Annotated in this window: 10 protein-coding genes; 8 read left to right on the forward strand and 2 right to left on the reverse strand. The window is 49.0% G+C overall.

Features of this window, described 5'->3' with window-relative positions; all coding sequences use genetic code 11:
• Positions 1–23: 23 nt before the first annotated feature.
• The 4 genes from AC5RDV_RS09605 (at position 24) to AC5RDV_RS09620 (ending at position 9338) form a co-directional block, all read left to right on the forward strand.
• Positions 24–3725: a LamG-like jellyroll fold domain-containing protein gene (locus AC5RDV_RS09605; protein WP_282748455.1), complete on the forward strand. Its 3702-nt coding sequence runs from the start codon at positions 24–26 to the stop codon at positions 3723–3725.
• The gene (locus AC5RDV_RS09610) at positions 3712–5163 is read left to right on the forward strand and encodes a glycosyl hydrolase family 28 protein (protein ID WP_282748454.1); all 1452 of its coding nucleotides are present in this window, start codon (positions 3712–3714) and stop codon (positions 5161–5163) included. Before AC5RDV_RS09605 ends, AC5RDV_RS09610 begins: the two co-directional genes overlap by 14 nt.
• Before the next feature lie 37 nt (positions 5164–5200).
• The gene (locus tag AC5RDV_RS09615; RefSeq protein WP_282748453.1) at positions 5201–6625 is read left to right on the forward strand and encodes a glycoside hydrolase family 30 protein; all 1425 of its coding nucleotides are present in this window, start codon (positions 5201–5203) and stop codon (positions 6623–6625) included.
• A gap of 94 nt (positions 6626–6719) precedes the next feature.
• Complete coding sequence (locus AC5RDV_RS09620; RefSeq protein ID WP_494222156.1) at positions 6720–9338, forward strand: hypothetical protein; 2619 nt, start codon at positions 6720–6722, stop codon at positions 9336–9338.
• 150 nt (positions 9339–9488) lie between these two features.
• On the opposite strand, the gene AC5RDV_RS09625 is transcribed toward AC5RDV_RS09620, so the two are convergent.
• Entirely contained in the window at positions 9489–9920 is a 432-nt protein-coding gene (locus AC5RDV_RS09625; protein ID WP_282748451.1) for a type II toxin-antitoxin system VapC family toxin, read from the reverse strand.
• Complete coding sequence (locus AC5RDV_RS09630; protein WP_040602996.1) at positions 9917–10099, reverse strand: hypothetical protein; 183 nt, start codon at positions 10097–10099, stop codon at positions 9917–9919. Before AC5RDV_RS09630 ends, AC5RDV_RS09625 begins: the two co-directional genes overlap by 4 nt.
• Positions 10100–10286: 187 nt before the next feature.
• On the opposite strand from AC5RDV_RS09630, the gene AC5RDV_RS09635 reads away from it, so the two are divergent.
• From AC5RDV_RS09635 to AC5RDV_RS09650, 4 genes are all read left to right on the forward strand, one after another.
• Positions 10287–12857: a hypothetical protein gene (locus AC5RDV_RS09635; RefSeq protein ID WP_282748450.1), complete on the forward strand. Its 2571-nt coding sequence runs from the start codon at positions 10287–10289 to the stop codon at positions 12855–12857.
• 153 nt (positions 12858–13010) lie between these two features.
• The gene (locus tag AC5RDV_RS09640) at positions 13011–14963 is read left to right on the forward strand and encodes a glycoside hydrolase family 97 protein (protein ID WP_282748449.1); all 1953 of its coding nucleotides are present in this window, start codon (positions 13011–13013) and stop codon (positions 14961–14963) included.
• A 216-nt stretch (positions 14964–15179) separates the two neighbouring features.
• Entirely contained in the window at positions 15180–17177 is a 1998-nt protein-coding gene (locus AC5RDV_RS09645) for a fasciclin domain-containing protein (protein WP_282748448.1), read from the forward strand.
• 131 nt (positions 17178–17308) lie between these two features.
• Complete coding sequence (locus AC5RDV_RS09650; protein ID WP_282748447.1) at positions 17309–19300, forward strand: fasciclin domain-containing protein; 1992 nt, start codon at positions 17309–17311, stop codon at positions 19298–19300.
• Positions 19301–19310 lie beyond the last annotated feature (10 nt).

Below are 19310 nucleotides of genomic sequence, written 5' to 3' on the forward strand. Positions count from 1 at the left end.
ATATTAAATTAAATTTTACTATAATGAAGAAGACAGGAGTTTGTATCGTGATATGTATGTTCGTGGGGTATGGCTTTTCGCAGACTTTGCAAGCCCCTTTCGTACATCCGGGGTTGAACCATTCCCGTGCCGATTTGGACCGGATGAAAGAGAAAGTCCTGGCTAAGGAACATCCTTGGATTGAGGGGTGGGATTCCTTGTGCAATTTCCGGGATTCCCGTGCAGATTTCAAAGCCAGTCCGAAACCTACTTTAGGAGGGTCTGACGGTACGCGGCAAAGGGCCGAACGCGATGCGAAGGCGGCCTATTACAACATGTTGCGTTGGTATGTGACCGGAGATGAGTCGCATGCCCGTTGTGCCGTGGACATATTGAACGATTGGTCGAACAGCATAAAAAGCGTGGTGACGGGAGAATTGTTCATGTTGCCGGTAGCGGCTTTTATGAAAGCTGCCGACCTCGTCCGGTTGTATCCCGGATGGGAGCAGGAAGATCGGGAGCGTTTTGAAAAAATGGCCCGTGATTATTTCTATCCGGCTTGCCGGGATTTCTTGGGCACGCCGGGATCTTGGCCCGGATGGGACGGCCCGGCCAACACGTGCTGCCTTTACATCGGAGTGTATCTTGATGATGCCGAAATGGTGAACAGTGCCATCGACTATTATAAAAACGGGGCAAGCGGAGGTAGTATCAACCAAGGTATTGTCTTTGACGGCCAACCTACGGAAATGGGACGTGACCAGCCCCATGCAGTGATTGGACTTGATTTTTATGCAGACCTCTGCCAGACGTTGTGGAATCAGGGAGTGGATATGTTTTCCTATCAGGACAACCTGTTGCTGAAAGGTTTTGAATATTATGCCAAGTTCAATCTCGAACATCCCGTAGATTGGAAACCTATCGTATACCAAGGGCATAAATTTTACTATCCTGCGCCGTCCAGTAACAAACCTTCTTCCTTACCCAATAACCGTATTTTAGCCAATGAGATGGTATATCATCATTATGTAGACCGGAAAGGAGTAGACGCTCCTTGGTTGCGCTCGATGATGAAACTCAAAAACGTGGATGTGCTTACCGGTATGATGTATACTTGTTCTGATACGACTACGGCATATAGGCCTTATTCTGTTCCGGCAGTTCCCATAGGATTGAAAGCTGTGGGAGGTTTACGGAAGATTGATTTGGATTGGACTTTAGGGAAAGGAGGATTGGCCAGTGGCTACGACATCCAACGTTCGAGTTCTGTAGACGGCATTTTTGAGACTATCGGAGGATGGTCGGGCAATGCCACTTCGGAGTATACCGATACAGCCGTCGTTCCGGGGAAAACTTATTATTACCGGGTGCGGTCCAAAAACCAGTCTGGGGAGAGCGGTTGGACGGAACCGATATCTGTGAAGGCGGAATCGGGGTCTGTAATTTCTTATCTTACGGGGTGGACACAAAAAGATATCGGTAGGGAAGATTGGATGATTAATGGAATGACACTGTATGCTCCTTCTAATGGGAATTCATTCCTATTGACCGGGTCGGGACGTGACATTTACGATCCGAGCCATCCCGAGGGTAATTTTACTTATACGGCAGTGAGTGGTGATTTTGAACTTGTAACCCGGATATATGCCGGAGAGCAGGAAGGAACTCAACTAAAAGAAAAGTTTGGTGTAGCTGTCCGGGAAAACATTTCTGCTTCATCTCCGAAGGTGATGTTATGGATAGGAGATAACGGTACGCGTTGTACACATTTCATGTGGCGTAATACTGTAAGTGGTGATGGCGATATGGCCGGAAGTGATCATACATGGATTCCATTGTGGCTGAAGTTGGTGAGGAAAGGCAATGTATTCGAGGCTTCTGTATCGGACAATGGTACGGATTGGCATTCTATTGGTTCGCAGGAGATAAGATTCTCTGTGGATTGTTTGGCCGGAATCTGGGTTTGCGGTGGTGCCTATCGTCCTTTGGGCTATACCGTAGGTTTCGACCATGTGTCCTTGACGGCTGCCGGTACGGCCTTGCCGCCCATGCCGGAGAATTTGAAAGTGGAAACAGTGGGCAGCACGGCCTTAAAACTTTCTTGGAGCACCCAAGGCCATGTGTCGGCTTATAAACTGTGCCGCGCCACATCGCCTGACGGGCCGTTTGTCACGTTGGCCACCAATTTGTCCGAACCTTCGTACGTGGACGACGTTTTGGAGCCTGCCACCACCTATTATTATAAGGTATGGTCTTCCAATGCAGCCGGTGAGAGTAATGGGTGTGCAGAAGGTTACGCTTCCACATCCGCCTTGTCTTTGCCTTCCGCTCCTTCAGGAGTGGAGGCTTTTGCGGGCAACGGTTTCGTGGGACTGTCGTGGAAGGCTACTGGCGAGCGTACGGCCTATTACCAAGTGCGGCGCGGTACTTCCTTTGGAGGACCCTATACTTTGATGGGGCGTGCGATGGACTGCCGTTTTACGGATCACAAAGTGGACAACGGCCAGATGTATTATTATGTGGTGTCGGCCGTGAATGCCGTAGGCGAGGGCAAAGCTTCCGACGAGGTAAAAGCCTATCCCCAGGTGGGCCGTTGCCAGTATTGGCCGTTGGACGAAGGTTCCGGAACGGAGGCCACGGACGTGTGGAACGGTGGTGTAGCACAGTTGGTGGGTAATGTTGGGTACGAAGGCGGCAAGTTCTATTCCGGTGTGCGCCTGAATGGCGGCCACCTGTCCTTTCCTTCCGGTTGGGCATCGGGTTGGAAGGACTTCAGCCTGTCGCTTTGGGTGAGACCTGAGCGTGTGGAGAATTGGGCACGTATTGTGGACTGCAACCGGGGCACGGACAATAATTTCTTTTTGACGGTCCAAGCCGCGCAGACCGGCTTCTTGCGTTATGCCATCACCCAGGGCGGTAATTCGGATGAGCAGCAAATCAACACGAATTTTAAAATGAAAGCCGGAGCGTGGACGCACATCGTGCTGACGCAAAAGGGGAGCACGGGAATCCTCTATGCCAATGGGGTAGAGGTGGGCCGGAACGAGAACCTGACCTTGTCGCCGTCTTCCTTGGGAGCGACCACGCAAAACTTCATCGGGCGTTCGGCTTACGCTTCCGACCCTTCTCTTTTCGGTTGGGTGGACGACGTTCGCGTGTACGATTGTGCCTTGGATGCCGGTCAGGTTTCGGCTTTATATGGAGCCGCCACGCAGGCCATCACTTTTGGGGAGTTGGCGGAATGCAAAGTGGGCGATGAGGCTTTCACGCCTCCGGTATCCTCCACTTCCGGTCTTTCCGTGGCTTTAAAGAGTTCAGCTCCTTCCGTGGTTGAAGTGGTGAACGGCCACGGTCTTTTACCTTTGTCGGCGGGCCGTTCCGAAATCACGGCGTTGCAAACGGGCAATCTGCTTTATGCCTCCGCGCTTCCCGTAGTCCGGACGCAGGTCGTGTCTGAGGGAAGCAGTGTGGAAAGTACGGCGCAGGCCGGAGCTGAATGGTGTGCGGAGGTTTCCGGCGGCAGGCTTACGGTCCGCTTCTCGTCAGTTCCAGCCCGTAATACGGTTGTCGGCCTGTATTCGCTGTCCGGTACATTGGTCGGCACGGTCGGGGTTTCCGGAGGTTTGGAATGTGGTATGCCGGTCGGTCACATGTCTTCCGGTGTATATCTGTTGAAGGTATCCGACGGAGAACATACGGGTGTGCGTAAAATCATATTAAACAAAGAGACAAATGGGAAAATGTAAAATGGCCGTCTTGTTGTGCCTGGTGGCTTGGACGGTGCAGGCACAAATACGGGTGAGCGAATGGCCCGAAGGAAAAGAAGGGCTGAAACGGAATCCGGATTACGAGGTGTACGTAAAGCCTCTTGCAGGCAGTGACAGTGAGTGGAGACAAGTTCCGAATCTGGATTGCGAAGTGGATGTGCGGAAGGTCCGCCACGCTTCTTTTGCCGAATTCGAGATGGGCGGGCCGGTGATGGTGAAGGTCAGGAACTGCCGTGCCGATGCCTTGGACGCAGACGGCCGGATGGCAGTGAAGGTGAAACCGGCTTCACGGGGCATTGTGGCCCGGCAGGTGGACGAGCGTACGGTGGAGTTCGCCTTGCAGCGTCCGGAATTCCTGAGTGTGGAATTCAACGGCGAGCGGAAACAGAACCTGCATGTCTTTGCCAATGCCATGCTTACGGAAACCTATACAGGCGATGAACCGGGCACTATCAACTGGACGGCTCCAAACGCGCAGGACATATTCATGCAGGACGCACGGCTGATTTATTTCGGACCGGGCGTGCATAAGCCCAAGGATTTGCCCAACGGGGAAATCAAGATTCTAAGCCATACGACCGTTTATCTGGCACCGGGCGCGGTGGTCCGCGCACGGCTTATTGTAGACCGTGCCGAGGATGTGCGCATCATCGGGCGGGGCATCATCGCCCATCCGTTGCGCGGCATCGAAATCACCTATTCCAAGGACGTATTGGTGGACGGTGTGACCGTATTGAACCCACAGCATTATACGGTATATGGCGGACAGTCGGAAAACATCACCATCCGTAACCTCAAGTCTTTTTCTGCCCGTCCTTGGAGCGACGGCATAGACCTGATGTGTTGCCGGCATGTGAAAATCCACAACGTGTTCCTGCGTAATTCGGACGACTGCATTGCCCTTTACAACCACCGTTGGTGGTATTGGGGAGGAAGTAGTGACTTTGACATTTCGAGGGCCACTTTGTGGTGCGACTGGGCGCATCCGGTCAATATCGGGACGCATGGCGACGACCGTAGCGAGACCGGCGAGACATTGGAAAACGTGCGCATACATGATTGCGACATCCTTTTCCATGCAGGCGACGGCATGCTTACCATCGGTTGCGGTGACAAGAATACCATCCGCGATGTGACGTATGATTCCATTCGCATAGAAGACGTGCCGAAAGCCCGCTTGTTCGAGATGCGCGTGGATTACAGTGAAAAGTATAACCGTGCGCCGGGCAACCGTGTCGAAAATGTCCGTTTCCGCAATATTTCGGTGACGGCCCCGGAGGGGAATATCAATCCTAGCCTGATCATAGACTACGACAAACAGAGGAGCGTAGGAGGGTACACGTTGGAGAATGTGACGGTGAACGGCCGTCCGTTCCGTCCGGAAACAGATGTGGTACGCACGATGACGGTGAAATGAAATGTTGATTTTTTAAATTATTTGTAAACCAATAAATATGAAAAGAAACGTATTATTATGGATTGGGTTGGGATGCACATATCTTTCGGTGGCAGCTCAACAGATTGAGATGGTTACGACTACAGCTACGGAACGTTGGAAGGGGCAGAAGGTCAAAGTGTTGAAAAATGACGGGCGAAAGGCTGATGTGTATGTTTATACGGACAGCCTGATGCAAGAGGTAGACGGGTTTGGCGGGACTTTCAACGAACTGGGTTGGGATGCTTTGCAGTGTTTGGATGCAGAAGAACGTGGAAAAGTCATGGAAGCCTTGTTTGCTAAAGAAGGCATAAACTTCGCTTACGGGCGTACACCGATAGCTTGTAGCGATTATGCTTTTGCCTATTACTCTTATGATGACGTGAAAGACGATTATGAGATGCGTAATTTCAATGTCGGGCGTGACCGTTATACTTTGATACCCTACATTAAGGAAGCCTTGAAGTTGAGGCCAGACTTGAAATTGTGGGCCAGTCCGTGGACACCCCCCATCTGGATGAAAATCAATGAGCATTATTCTCTGAAAAGCCATGGAGTAGATAAATTAGGGACGGGACATAACCGTCTTGATCCCCGTCGGGCTACATTCATCCATACGACCGGCTTCAACATGCAGGTCGGCTATTTGGAGGCATACGCACTTTATTTTTCCAAATACATTCAGGAATACCGGAAAAATGGGGTGAACATCAGCATGGTGATGCCGCAGAACGAAATCGCTTGGCAACCGGCTTGGCCGTCTTGTACATGGCGTCCCGAGGATCTGGCCATTTTCGTCGGTAAGTTCCTGGCCCCGCAATTTAAGAAAGACAGTATCGATACTGAGATTTGGCTAGGTACGGTGAACTATCCGAATCCCGATTATGTGCGTGCGTTCTTGAAAGATAAGGATGCAGCTGCGGCCATCGATGGTATCGGAGTACAATGGACGGGAAAGCAAGCGCTACCGGTTATTCAGCGCGAATACCCCCGTTACCGTTACATGCAGACGGAAAACGAATGCGGTGACGGGGAAAACGACTGGACTTCGCTTGAACAAAGTTGGAAAGCCGTGGTGCATTGTTTCAACCATGGCGTGAGTTCCTATATGTATTGGAACATGGTGTTGGATGAGACGGGCAAAAGCGGTTGGGATTGGGCTCAAAACTCCTTGGTGAGGGTGAACCGCCAGACACGTGAGGTGGTCTATACCGATGAGTTTTATTTGATGAAACACCTATCGCATTTTGTACAGCCCGGGAGTCGGCGGTTGAAAGTGTCTGCCCCTGGGAACATGTTAGCTTTCCGTAACCATGAGGGCAAGACGGTGGTTGTGACATACAATTCCGGACCGCAACCAGAAAAGCGTAACCTGCAAATAGGCGGCCAACGGTTGGAATTCGAGCTGCCGCCCCTCTCCCTTTCCACATTGGTTTGTGGGTAAATGTGATGAGGCCGTAGGTATTTTCTTGTTCCCAAACGTAGTAGGAAATAGGAGAGGTTATAAAATTATGGTTTAACTTTAAATTTTTGTTTTTATGAATTTAGGACATTTACTAGGGTTCTCGTTGTTATGCTATGTTGGAACGGCAGTGGCTCAACGACAAATCCATGGCGTGAACGGTTATTACAATTGGACACCTGCCCAGTTGGAAATTGGCGCGAAAATGGAGTTCGGTAACGAAGGTACAGCGGTGAAGAATGAAGATTACCGGAGGAGTTATGTGGTAGACGGTGATTACATCAGGTCTTATTTGGGAGTGCATAATACGAATTATGAACCCGAAAAAGGTGGGTTCTTGATGCGTAATCGTTTCGATATCAAGGAAAAGATTGCCGGTGAGGGACTTATGACGATAACCCCGGCCTTCCCTGTCCTTGCCTTAAAAGCTTCCACCATCAAGAACTCGGAAAGCAAGGCCGAAGGCGGTACAAAAGACAAAGGTTCTTTTTGGGTTGAAATGAGATGGTACAGCCCTTATGAGGGAGGTACAAGCGTCAAGGAGAACTTCGGGGACGCGTATGGCGGAATGTGGGGATTCAATCAGAAATCCATGGACATCTTTGCTTGCCAGTTTGCTTGGGGAGAAAAAGACGCGCTTGGCCGCGATTCTTTGGAACTCAAATATAATGGAGACTGGAACAGGCTCACGGGAACGCCCGATTCCACTTGGGCTATATTGGCGAATGGCGACAAACAAGCCAAAAAGGAAGACACGACATATTTGGCGCATCGTATTCCCGTGTCGTTCGATGAAGACAAGTCGGATGTCGTTATGGCATGGAACTTTGCGGCCATCAAGGACACTGCCACCGCAGAACGCTTGGAAAGCATGCGTTTGTTGGAGCGTTTGGGCAGCTTTAAGCTCCAAAGCATTTATTTGTGCTATATCTGTCGGGCAGATACATTGAAGAATATCATTTATGATGCGGAAAATCCCAGTTCCATCGTTTCGGCAGACCCGAAGAACAAGGAGGACATGCCGTATGTAGACATCAAGTGGCTCAAGACGTTCCGTTCCATGGCCGAATTCAAAGAAAGCCTGACGGCTGAAAATAATTGGGGCGATGGTGAGAAGGTAAACCCTCAAAAGGACGTGCTGAACACTGTGCTGTGGGAAGCGGAAAAGGTTATTAAAGGTTTCCAGAACTACATGGGGGATGCTGACAATGCCTATGCGTCTTTGAAGGAAATACATGCGAAGGCAGACGGGGTCTACAACAAGGTGGATGCCACGACAGAAGAGTATTTGGCCGCTATTGAAGAGGTGAATGCCGCCGTAGCCGAGTTCTATTCATTCGTAAACCCGACTGAGGATTTGGTATATAATTATATCCGTACTTCTGACGGTTCCGTTTCTTTGTATGCCTTGTCTGATGAAGTGACGAAAGACAGTTATACCGGACGTCCTTTGGCTTTGGGTGCTAACGAGAGTGCCATGCCTTTAACTTTTGTGCCCGTGGGCGAAAACAACGGTTTGGTCACATATAACCTGAAAGGCAAGGATGGCGTGGTGGTGCAATGCACTGACGGGACTTTGCTTTTGGTGAACGGTGCAAGCGATGCGGCCTCCTTTACCTTTGCCGACCGTGACGGTTTCGGACTGTTCGATATGAAATGTGGTTCATACTATTATTATAAGTCCGGTTATGAGTTGAAGACGGTAGATGAATTCCCGGATACGGATTACGAAGGTATGCAGCCTTATTTGTTCCAGATAGAGGATGCCTTGTCGAGCTATGTTCCTTCGGACGACGAGAAGACCGGGCTGTTCGAGGCTTGGGAGTTCAATGGAGAGGCAGAAGACGACCCGGGCACCAAGGGGACTATCAACGGTGCGGAACTTGTGATGGGCGAACACGGCCAGACCTTCATGTTGGACGGTTGGCGTATGCAACGTTGGCGCATGTGGTCGCGTGTGAACAAGGATACTTATAAGGATGCAGAGGGTGAAGATTTGCAGTGTCTGAAACTGACGGCGGCTGATACATACGATTCGTTCGACGGAACGTCTTTGGGCAATGTGACTACTTATCCGACCAGTCCGTCCATGCGTCGTGAAGGTGGCGTGTTCACGAACTTTTACGACCGTGACCCGGAAGGCGGAGTGCGTGACGAATCCTGCATGATTAGCCTCAATCCGGGCGTACGCCGTTATATTGCCATGAAGTGCAAGGGTACGAACCCGGAGATTACGGTGGATAAGTTTAATTTCCTTCAGCAAGTGAACGGTTTGAATTCGGAATTTGCTTTAAATTTGTCAGATGCGGAAATGAAGGGTGATGTGTATTATTGGGACTTGTTGCGTTATGTCAGCGTGGGAAAGACCAATTATGTAAGCCAATATATGAGCACACAGGGCTTCCAACAAGGCGATGCGCTTTACATCGACTGGATCCGTACCTACGAGACTGTGGACGATATTCCATCCGAGAGCTTTGCCACAGGCGTGCGCGACATGCAGGCCGATGGCGGTGACTTGAAGGTCTTCGTGACGGGGCGCACCATCAACGTCTTCACTTCGGAATCTGGTGCAATTTATACGGTTGACGGCACTTGCGTGTCCGAGTTCGAGGGCACGGTGCATGAAACCGTCCGTCCGGGTATCTATATCGTACGTGCCGGAGCGGCAGTGAAGAAAGTCATCGTACGTTGATATGCAAGTCCGGTTAGGTTAGTCCTTGTCCGGTAAGAGGCGGAGCCGGGAAACAGATAAATCCGCGCCTTTTTGACAAGAGGCGCGGATTTATTGGATAAAACGGACAAAATGATTTTTTATCCGCATGTCATGCCGGTAGTGTTATCGTTATCTTTCGTTGTATATGAAATCAAGCCCGTAACGTTCATAGCGTGAGAACTTCCTGTCGGAGCTGACAAGAGGTATATGGTCAGAAATCGCTTGCGCAATTATCATCCGGTCGTTTGGGTCTCGGTGGTCATCATATAAAGGCAAATCAACCAATGTGTCTATGTGTGTGCCTGAAGTTGCGACCATGTTAATACCTAATTCGCTTAACCTTTGCAGTGCTACATTTGCTGCACGGCGTATGTCTTTGCATTCAGGAATGCGCACCTTTCCTATTTGTATAAGATGCACGAGTTCAGCAAAGCATACGGAACTTGAGAAGAGCAATGTTTCATAATCTTTGATGATAGCCTTGACATCATCGCTTATAGAAGCCCCGTTTTCTTGTCCGACCATAAAGGCAAGGATATTTGTATCGAGGTATGCTCTCATTTCAATATGTATTTCAAATCTTTCTCATCCCATGTAAATAGAGGTTCGGGGTTTTGTGAGAGCCATTCGCCCAACTTGTTGAATTTCCTTTTACCTCCGCTGTTTTTTATTTTTGTAAGCAGTTCGATAGCCTCTTGGCTGTTTGTCCGCATGGATGGTTTCCTGTTTTTCTTTTCCATAATAGTATTCGTTTTCTTCCTAAGCGCTAGAAAGCAAAGGTAGCAAAACATTTTTTGAATGGCAAGTGTCTTGTGGTTTGGTAATATGATTTTTTTTGTTTGGCGTAGGTATTTTCTTATTCCCAATCGTAGTAGGATATAGAAGGAGTTGTCAACATGTATGGTTTAACTTTAAATTTTTGTTTTTATGAGACTAAGACATTTACTTGGCGCGTCTTTGTTGTGCTATGCCGGCATGGCCGGGGCACGTGACGTTCACGGCGTGGACGGGTATTACAACTGGACGGCGGCCCAAATGCAGGCCAATGCCTTGATGGATTTCGGCCCCGAAGGGAAACAGTGGGCGCAATGGTATCCGAGTTTTAAGTTCGAGGGGGATTATCTGAGGTTTATCCCGGGGGTGCATCAAAAGGAGTTCAAGCCTGAGAACGGCGGTTTCTTGCTGCGTGGCCGCTTGGACTGGAAAGAAAAGGTGAAAGGTGAGGGATTCATGACCATCACTCCTGAGCATCCGGTGTTCGTGGCCAAACTCTCCATTCCGCGCCAGTCGCAAACCAAGAAAGCCAATGAAAGCAATTATTGGATAGAGTTCTTCTGGCACAACCCATACACCGGGGCACAGGACGTGGATATGGAAAACGAACAAGGAGGCGGCATTTGGGGGTTCAAGAAAGCTTTGGACGTAGTGAAGGGGCATGCCCCTTGGGCCAAGGATGCCTTGGGGCGTGATTCCATATTTTTATATAATCGCGACCGGAATGATTCTACGCTGTCAGTCCGCGTGAACACAGGAGACAATGATCTGACGGCACAGAAGAACGACACGGTATGGTACATGAAGCGTTTGCCGGTGACGGAAGATCAGGAGAAGTGTGAAATCATTGTGGCCGTCAACTTCGCTTCCATCCGCGACAGTTCTTCCATGGCGTTGGCGTCACGTCGTTTGATAGACCGTGTCCCGATAAAGATTTCCCATTTCTCTGTCGGATTTATCACCCGTGGCGACACGATGTATGCGGAGACGGATGAAAAGGGAGACACTATCGTGAAGCGTGCCAAAACGCCGGAGGAAATGCCGTATATGAACGTCAAATGGTTGAAAACCTTCCCCTCCATGGATGCGGCTGTAAAGAGTCTGACGGCCGAGGAAAACTGGGGCGATGGTCCGGTGTCCAATCCCCAAAAAGACATATTGAACACGGCTTTGTACGAAGCAGAGAAGGTCATCAAGGGTTTCCAAAACTACATGGGGGATGCTGACGAGGCGTATGCGGCTTTGAAGGAAGTACATGCGAAGGCAGACGGTGTGTACAACAAGGCCGATGCCACGACAGAAGAGTATTTGTCCGCTATCGAAGAGGTGAATGCCGCCGTAGCCGAGTTCTATTCATACGTCAATCCGGCAGAGGATTTGATTTATAATTATATCCGTACGGCAGACAATGGTACGTCTTTGTATGTGTCTACGAGTGAAGTGACGAAAGACACTTATACGGGCTATCCTTTGGCTTTGGGTGCCAATGAGAGTGCCACTCCGTTGACTTTCGTTCCGGTAGGTGAAAGCAACGGGCAGTTGGCATATAACCTGAAAGGTAAAGACGGTGTAGTCGTGCAATGCACGGACGGTACTTTGCTTATGGTGAAAGGTACGGACGATGCGGCCACCTTTACTTTTGCCGACCGCGACGGGTATGGCTCGTTCGACATGAAGTGCGGGTCATTCTATTATTACAAGTCGGGTTACGAGTTGAAACCGGTGAAAGAGTTCCCTGAATTCTCGTCAGAAGACTACGATTCCATGATACCCTATTGCTTCTTGATAGAGGATGCTTTGGGAAGCTACAACCCGACGGATGATGAAAAGACCGGTCTGTTCGAGGCTTGGGAGTTCAATGGAGAGGCAGAAGACGACCCGAGCACCAAGGGGACCATCAACGGTGCGGAACTTGTGATGGGCGAACACGGCCAGACCTTCATGTTGGACGGTTGGCGTATGCAACGTTGGCGCATGTGGTCGCGTGTGAACAAGGATACTTATAAGGATGCAGAGGGTGAAGATTTGCAGTGTCTGAAACTGACGGCGGCTGATACATACGATTCGTTCGACGGAACGTCTTTGGGCAATGTGACTACTTATCCGACCAGTCCGTCCATGCGTCGTGAAGGTGGCGTGTTCACGAACTTTTACGACCGTGACCCGGAAGGCGGAGTGCGTGACGAATCCTGCATGATTAGCCTCAATCCGGGCGTACGCCGTTATATTGCCATGAAGTGCAAGGGTACGAACCCGGAGATTACGGTGGACAAGTTTAACTTCTTGCAGCAAGTGAACGGTTTGAATTCGGAATTTGCCTTGAGTTTGTCTGATGCGGAAATGAAGGGTGATGTGTATTATTGGGATTTGTTGCGTTACATCGGTGTCGGTAAGACCAATTATGTAGGTCAGTTCATGAGTACAGCGGGTTTCCAACAAGACGATGCGCTTTACATCGATTGGATTCGCACCTACGAGACTGTGGACGACATCCCGTCCGAAAGCTTTGCCACGGGCGTGCGCGACGTACAGGCCGATGGCGGTGACTTGAAGGTCTTCGTGACGGGACGCACCATCAACGTATTCACTTCGGAATCCGGTGCAATCTATACGGTTGATGGCACTTGCGTGTCCGAGTTCGAGGGCACGGTGCATGAAACCGTCCGTCCGGGCATCTATATCGTGCGTGCCGATGGTATGGTGAAAAAAGTGTTGGTGAAATAAGTCTGTGAGAGCGGATTGGCTACGGGGGCGGATATGTTCCGTCCCCGTTAGTGATAATAGAGGAAGATATGTAGTTTGTTACGTGGCATTCATTAAGTTTGTTCTGTACGGACAACATGTGACGGTGATTATAAATTGTTTTTTTTATGGTATATGAAAAATTATCTGATAGTTTTATGTTTGTTGTTGGTATCGAATCTATCTGCGCAACAATGGCAGATAGCCTCTCCTGACGGAAAGATACAGATGAGAATCCACAGTGGAGAGAATTTGGGGTATTCTGTTTCTTATAATGGAAAGACGTTAGTTTGTGATTCTCCATTAGGTTTTGAGTTTAAGGGGGAGAAACCTATGTCGGGCGGTTTTACTTTAGTGAATACCCCTTCTATGGAGGCAAAGTCTGATACTTGGGTTCCTGTAGTGAAAAACAAGCATGGAAAAGTAAAAGTGAGTTGGAATGAGATGACTTTGGCTTTGAAAGAAGGAGCAGGCGACCGAAGACGTATGGATTTTATTGTCCGGGTGTATGACGATGGTGTCGCTTTTCGTTACCAATTGTATGGCGCAAGAAAGATTGGTGACCGACAGATAACCCGTGAATTGACAGGATTCTCTTTACCCGTAAATGCCATTGGTTGGGCTGCGAAGTACAAACGTAATTACACCTCCAGTCAGGAAACCGAGTTTGTGCCTACGCGGCTTGGCGTGCTTCCGGTCGACACAGTGGTGGGACTTCCCTTTTTGGTTGAGATAGACAAGCAGGATTATATAGCCATCACTGAGGCTCATATTGATGATTATCCAGGTTTTTATATCGGGAAGTCGGACGGCGGACAAGAGGGAAGCCAGATGCTTGTTACGAAATTGTCTCCTTTGCCTGGTGAAAAGGAAGATGGGGTGAAAGCCCGTTTCTGTGAAAAGAAGGCCACGCCTTGGCGTGTGATAATGATAGGTAATCATCCGGGTAAGTTTATTGAATCGGAGTTGGTGTATAGTTTGAATCCACCTTGTGCTTTGGATGACACTTCATGGATAAAACCTGGAATGTGCGCTTGGGATCATTGGTGGAGCGGTGAAGTGAAGATGGAAACCAATGTGATAAAGGAGTACATTGATTTCGCATCGGAACAGGGATGGCCGTATATGCTGATAGACTGGCAATGGTATGGTCCATATAACAAAGTGGAGGCAGACATCACCAAGCCGGCGCCACAACTGAATATGCCGGAAATACTGGATTATGCCCGCTCGAAGAACGTGCGTTGTTGGTTATGGCTGTATTGTACGGATGTGAATAAGGATGACAGTTACAAGGAGGCTTTTGCTCTATATGAGAAATGGGGAATAGCCGGTGTAAAAATAGATTTTATGGATCGAGATGACCAAGATATGGTGAACTGGTATCACCGTATTGTGAAAGAAGCCGCCAAACATAAGCTGATGGTGAACTTCCATGGTGCTTACAAGCCCGATGGCATGGAACGTACATATCCCAATTTGTTGACTCGCGAAGGTGTAATGGGTGGAGAGTATTCAAAATTCTCTGCGCGTGTTACTCCTGAACACAATGTAACTCTTGCTTTTACGCGTATGCTTGCCGGGCCGATGGACTATACGCCTGGTGGTTTCTTGAATGTGCCGATGAAGGACTTTAAGCCTCAAACTCCTACAACGGTGCCCAATACCCGTTGTGCAGAACTGTCGAAATTCGTGATTTATAATAGTCCTTTAACCGTTATGTGTGAACATCCGCGTTATGCTTTGGGACAACCGGGTATTGATTTCCTGAAGTTGGTGCCTACGGTATGGGATGATACCCATTTTTTAGCTGGATATCCCGGTGAATATGTCGCCTTGGCAAAGCGTTCGGGAGAGCAATGGTTTATCGGGGCAATGAACAACAGCACGAAACGTGAAATAAGGATTGATACTTCATTCTTGCCTGAAGGGAATTATGAGCTGACGTATTGGGCGGATGCCAAGAATACTAGTAAACAACCTACTCAAGTGTCGAAAAAGACGGTATGTATCTCTTCTGGTAAGTTGCTGAAGATAAAGATGGGTTCAGGCGGCGGTTACGTGGGGGTTTTTACGCCTGAGAAATGATTTTATTTCACTGCTGTTGAGTGAAAAAAGCTTGTATGGACATATTATGAATCCGCGCCCTTTGGCAAGAGGCGCGGATTTTTCTGATGATGTACACAAATATTTTTGGTTTTCTTGTAGGTATTTTAAAAATCCCAATCGTAGTAGGGTATAGAAGGGGATAGAGCAGTTCTTTCCGTAGGAAATGAATAAATGAAGAAAATAAAAAATAAAGTTATGAGGTTTAAGTATTTGTCATGTATCGCGGTTATGGTGCTGACTGGTTTTACCGCCTGTCAGGATTCGGATGACGTGGGAGAGAATTACACGACGTTCACCGGAGAAACCATCAGTGATTTTCTGGAGAATAATGCGGAGTATTCCGATTTTACGGAAGCCTTGAAAACGGCCAATGCTTTCTCTTTGTTGGAGTCGTACGGAGCATACACTTGTTTCGTGCCGGACAATGAGGCGATGGAAGCTTACGTGAGAGAACAAGGTTATGGGACGTTCGAACATTTCTTGGACTCCGTGGAGGCGGTCAAGGAGATGGTGTTCTACCATTTGATTGACGGCGAAAGCGGAGGCGTGGGCAACTATGAAACGGCCGGGTTTGAGAACGGTGCCATCGAAACGAAAAACATGTTGGGGCGTTATTTGTACACTTCCATAGCGTCCGACGGGGCGGCTTGGATGATCAACAGTACGGCGCGCATCATTTCGGGGGATCATATAAAAGTGAACGGCGTGGTGCATTTGGTAGACAAAGTCCTGGCCGGTAACACGGATTTGTTGGCCGATTATATCGAGTCGGAAGGGCATTTCAAACTGTATGGCGAGGCTTTGCATGCTACCGGATGGCGGGATTCATTGATGCTTTTGGACGATGAGACTTATGTACAGGCTACGACCAAACCGTCTAACGACCCCTATTCTTCTACTTGTTATTTCCCCGCAGCTAAGAAATTCCGTTATACAGCCTTATTGGAGACAGACTCCGTGTTGGCTTTGAACGGGATCCATACTTTGGACGACATGCGGGAATATGCAGAACGGTATTATCCCGAAGGGGCAGATTTGCCGGATGATGACAAGCGCAGCAGTCTCAGCCGTTTTGTAGGTTATCATCTCTTACCGGTGATGCTGACCTCCAATCAAATTGTGAATACACGGGATTTGGTGATAACGCAGACTTGGATGGACGAAGACTGGCGGCGCGAGAATTACCGTGACGGACGTTTCTGGTTGGAGCAGTATTTGGTACCTATGGCAGACGAGTCGATTATTACGGTGCAAGCATTCCAATGGGGTGACCAACCGGCTCAAAAACCGGTGTTCAATGATGAACGCAACTGTTATGACCCGAAATATACGAATATGGCCGAAGAAGAGGACGATGTGGTGACATTGGATATGGCGCATAGTAATCTGGATTGCCAGAACGGGGTCATCCATGCGCTTACCGGCATGTTGGTGTATGACAAGGATAAGATAGGACGCATTATGCGTGGCAAGCGTTTCCGTATGGATTTCACTACGTTCCTTCCTGAGCTTCGTAACAACGATATTATTTCTAACAAATGTTATTATATACCTGAGGGGTATTGCAAGAAATTGCGATACGAGGAAAGCAGCAATGTCTTTGCAAAATATGTAGGGGACAACATGCACAGCGACTACTTGCATGATTTTATGGAGATGTGGGGCATGTTCGATGTGTCTATTACCGTCGGACCGATACCGGAAGGAAGTTACGAAGTTCGTATCGGTTATCGTGTAAACACGAACCATCGCGGTATCACGCAGTTTTATTTCGATGGTGTGCCCTGCGGTATACCTATTGACATGCGCTTGAAAGGAACTGATGCTTCTATCGGTTGGGAACAGGCATACGTGTACACACAGGTCAACAATCCCTATATCGGCAGTTGGGGGGAAGGAAATCCGGATGACTATTATGGCTATGAAAATGACAAAAGCCTCCATAACCGTAACTTTATGAAAGCTCCGGATAGTTTCGGGTCCAAGGAACTGCTGATTTCAGGTGTGACCGGAGGAGTGAAGGCTTCAGCCCGTAACGACCCGTATGCTTTGCGTAAAGTCTTGGGGATTTTCAGTTGGCCGGAAATGGCGACGCACGAATTCCGTGTGGTACAAATGTTGGACGGAAGTTGTCATTTCGACTACATCGAGTTCATTCCGACCAACCTGTTAGAGGATGAAGATACGCATTGACGGGAAAAAGTATTTTTTTTAAGCTTCTTGTAGGTATTTTAAAAATCCCAATCGTAGTAGGGTATAGAAGGGGATAGAACAACCCTTTCCGTTGGGAATGAATAAATGAAGAAGATAAAAGAATATAAGTTATGAGGCTTAAGTTTTTGTCATGTATCGCGGTTATGGTCCTGGCTGGTTTTACCGCCTGTCAAGACTCGGACGACGTGGGAGAGAACTACACGACGTTTACGGGAGAGACCATCGGTGACTTTGTGGAAAACAACGCGGAATATTCCGATTTTGCGGAGGCGTTGAGGGTGGCGGGGGCTTTCTCCTTGTTGGAATCGTACGGGGCGTATACTTGTTTCGTGCCGGACAATGAGGCGATGGAAGCTTATGCTTCGGAACAAGGGTATGGCACGTTCGACAACTTCTTGGACTCCGTGGAGGCGGTCAAAGAGATGGTGTTTTACCATTTGATAGACGGTGAGGCCAATGGCGTGCCTTATTATGAGACAGCGGGGTTCGAGTCCGGTGCCATCGAGACGAAAAACATGTTGGGGCGTTATTTGTACACCTCCATTGCGTCTGACGGTGCCTCTTGGATGGTCAACAATACGGCGCGTATCGTGTCGGGCGACCATATTAAAGTGAATGGCGTAGTGCATGTGGTGGACAAGGCGTTGGCCGGCAATACGGACTTGGTGGCCGATTACATCGAGTCGGAGGGGCATTTCAAGTTGTATGGTGAGGCTCTGCATGCCACTGGGTTACGGGATGCCCTGACGCTTTTGGACGATGAGACTTATGTTCCCGCTACATCCAAACCGGCAGACGACCCTTATTCGGGTAGCGCGAATTTCCCCAAGACTAAGAATTACCGTTATACGGCTTTATTGGAAACGGATTCCGTGTTGGCCTTGAACGGTATCCGGTCTTTGGAAGACATGCGGGCTTATGCCCGGACGTACTTCCCCGAAGGGAAGGATTTGCCGGACACGGATGAGCGCAGCAGCCTTTACCGTTTTGTGGCCTACCACCTGTTGCCGGTGATGCTGACTTCCAACCAAATCGTAAACACGCGGGATTATGTGATGACCCACACTTGGATTGATGCGGACTGGTTGCGCGAGAACTATCGTGACGGTTCGTTTTGGTTGGAACAATATCTGGTGCCTATGGCTGACCAGACTATTATCACGGTACAGGCGTTCAAATGGGGAGACCAAGATGCGCAGAAGCCCGTATTCAATGATGAACGCAACTGTTATGATGCGAAATATACGAATATGGCAGAGGAAGAAGATGATGTGGTGACATTGGATTTGGCACACAGCAATCTGGATTGCCAAAACGGGGTCATCCATGCGCTTACCGACATGTTGGTGTATGATGAGGATAAGATAGGGCGTATCATGCGTGGCAAGCGTATCCGCATGGACTTCACCATCTTTACACCGGAACTCCGTAACAACGATGTCATCTCCAACAAGGATTATTATGTGCCGCAAGGGTACTGTAAGAATTTCAAGTTCGAGGAAAGCAGTACGATATTTGCCAAGTATATAGGTTCCAACATGCACAGTTTCTTCCTTGGGGATTATCTCGAAATCTGGGGCATGTTCGATGCGTCCATTACCGTGGGGCCGGTGCCGGCAGGAAGTTATGAAGTGCGCATCGGTTATCGTGTGGATGCGGCCACGCGTGGCATCACGCAATTCTATCTGGACGACGAGCCTTGCGGCATCCCTATCGACATGCGACTGAAGGGAACGGACGCTTCCATCGGTTGGGAACAGGTGTGGCAGTTTACACAGGACAATTCCGGGGCATGGTGGGATGAAGGTTCCCGCGAAGACGACCCATACGGTTACGAGAATGACAAGAGCATGCACAACCGTGGATTTATGAAGGGACCGGACAGCTTCTGTTCGCGTGAATTGATGATGGGGCAAAGCGGCGGGATAAAAGGTTCCACCCGTAACGATCCTTTCGAGATGCGCAAGGTATTGGGGATTTTCAGTTGGCCGGAGACTTCCACGCATGAATTCCGTTTCGTGCAGATGCTCAATGGCAACTGCCATCTGGATTATATCGAGTTCATGCCGACTAACCTGATAGAGAGTGAAGATACACATTAAAAAGGAAACA

It is taken from the genome of Paraprevotella sp., from assembly GCF_986071375.1.

What these genes read in the sequence shown, in the direction of transcription:
- AC5RDV_RS09610 (WP_282748454.1), top strand. Translation starts at nt 3,712, where the DNA reads ATGGGAAAATGTAAAATGGCCGTCTTGTTGTGCCTGGTGGCTTGGACG.
- AC5RDV_RS09620 (WP_494222156.1), top strand. Translation starts at nt 6,720, where the DNA reads ATGAATTTAGGACATTTACTAGGGTTCTCGTTGTTATGCTATGTTGGA.
- AC5RDV_RS09625 (WP_282748451.1), bottom strand. Translation starts at nt 9,920, where the DNA reads ATGAGAGCATACCTCGATACAAATATCCTTGCCTTTATGGTCGGACAA.
- AC5RDV_RS09650 (WP_282748447.1), top strand. Translation starts at nt 17,309, where the DNA reads ATGAGGCTTAAGTTTTTGTCATGTATCGCGGTTATGGTCCTGGCTGGT.
- AC5RDV_RS09640 (WP_282748449.1), top strand. Translation starts at nt 13,011, where the DNA reads ATGAAAAATTATCTGATAGTTTTATGTTTGTTGTTGGTATCGAATCTA.
- AC5RDV_RS09615 (WP_282748453.1), top strand. Translation starts at nt 5,201, where the DNA reads ATGAAAAGAAACGTATTATTATGGATTGGGTTGGGATGCACATATCTT.
- AC5RDV_RS09630 (WP_040602996.1), bottom strand. Translation starts at nt 10,099, where the DNA reads ATGGAAAAGAAAAACAGGAAACCATCCATGCGGACAAACAGCCAAGAG.
- AC5RDV_RS09605 (WP_282748455.1), top strand. Translation starts at nt 24, where the DNA reads ATGAAGAAGACAGGAGTTTGTATCGTGATATGTATGTTCGTGGGGTAT.
- AC5RDV_RS09645 (WP_282748448.1), top strand. Translation starts at nt 15,180, where the DNA reads ATGAGGTTTAAGTATTTGTCATGTATCGCGGTTATGGTGCTGACTGGT.
- AC5RDV_RS09635 (WP_282748450.1), top strand. Translation starts at nt 10,287, where the DNA reads ATGAGACTAAGACATTTACTTGGCGCGTCTTTGTTGTGCTATGCCGGC.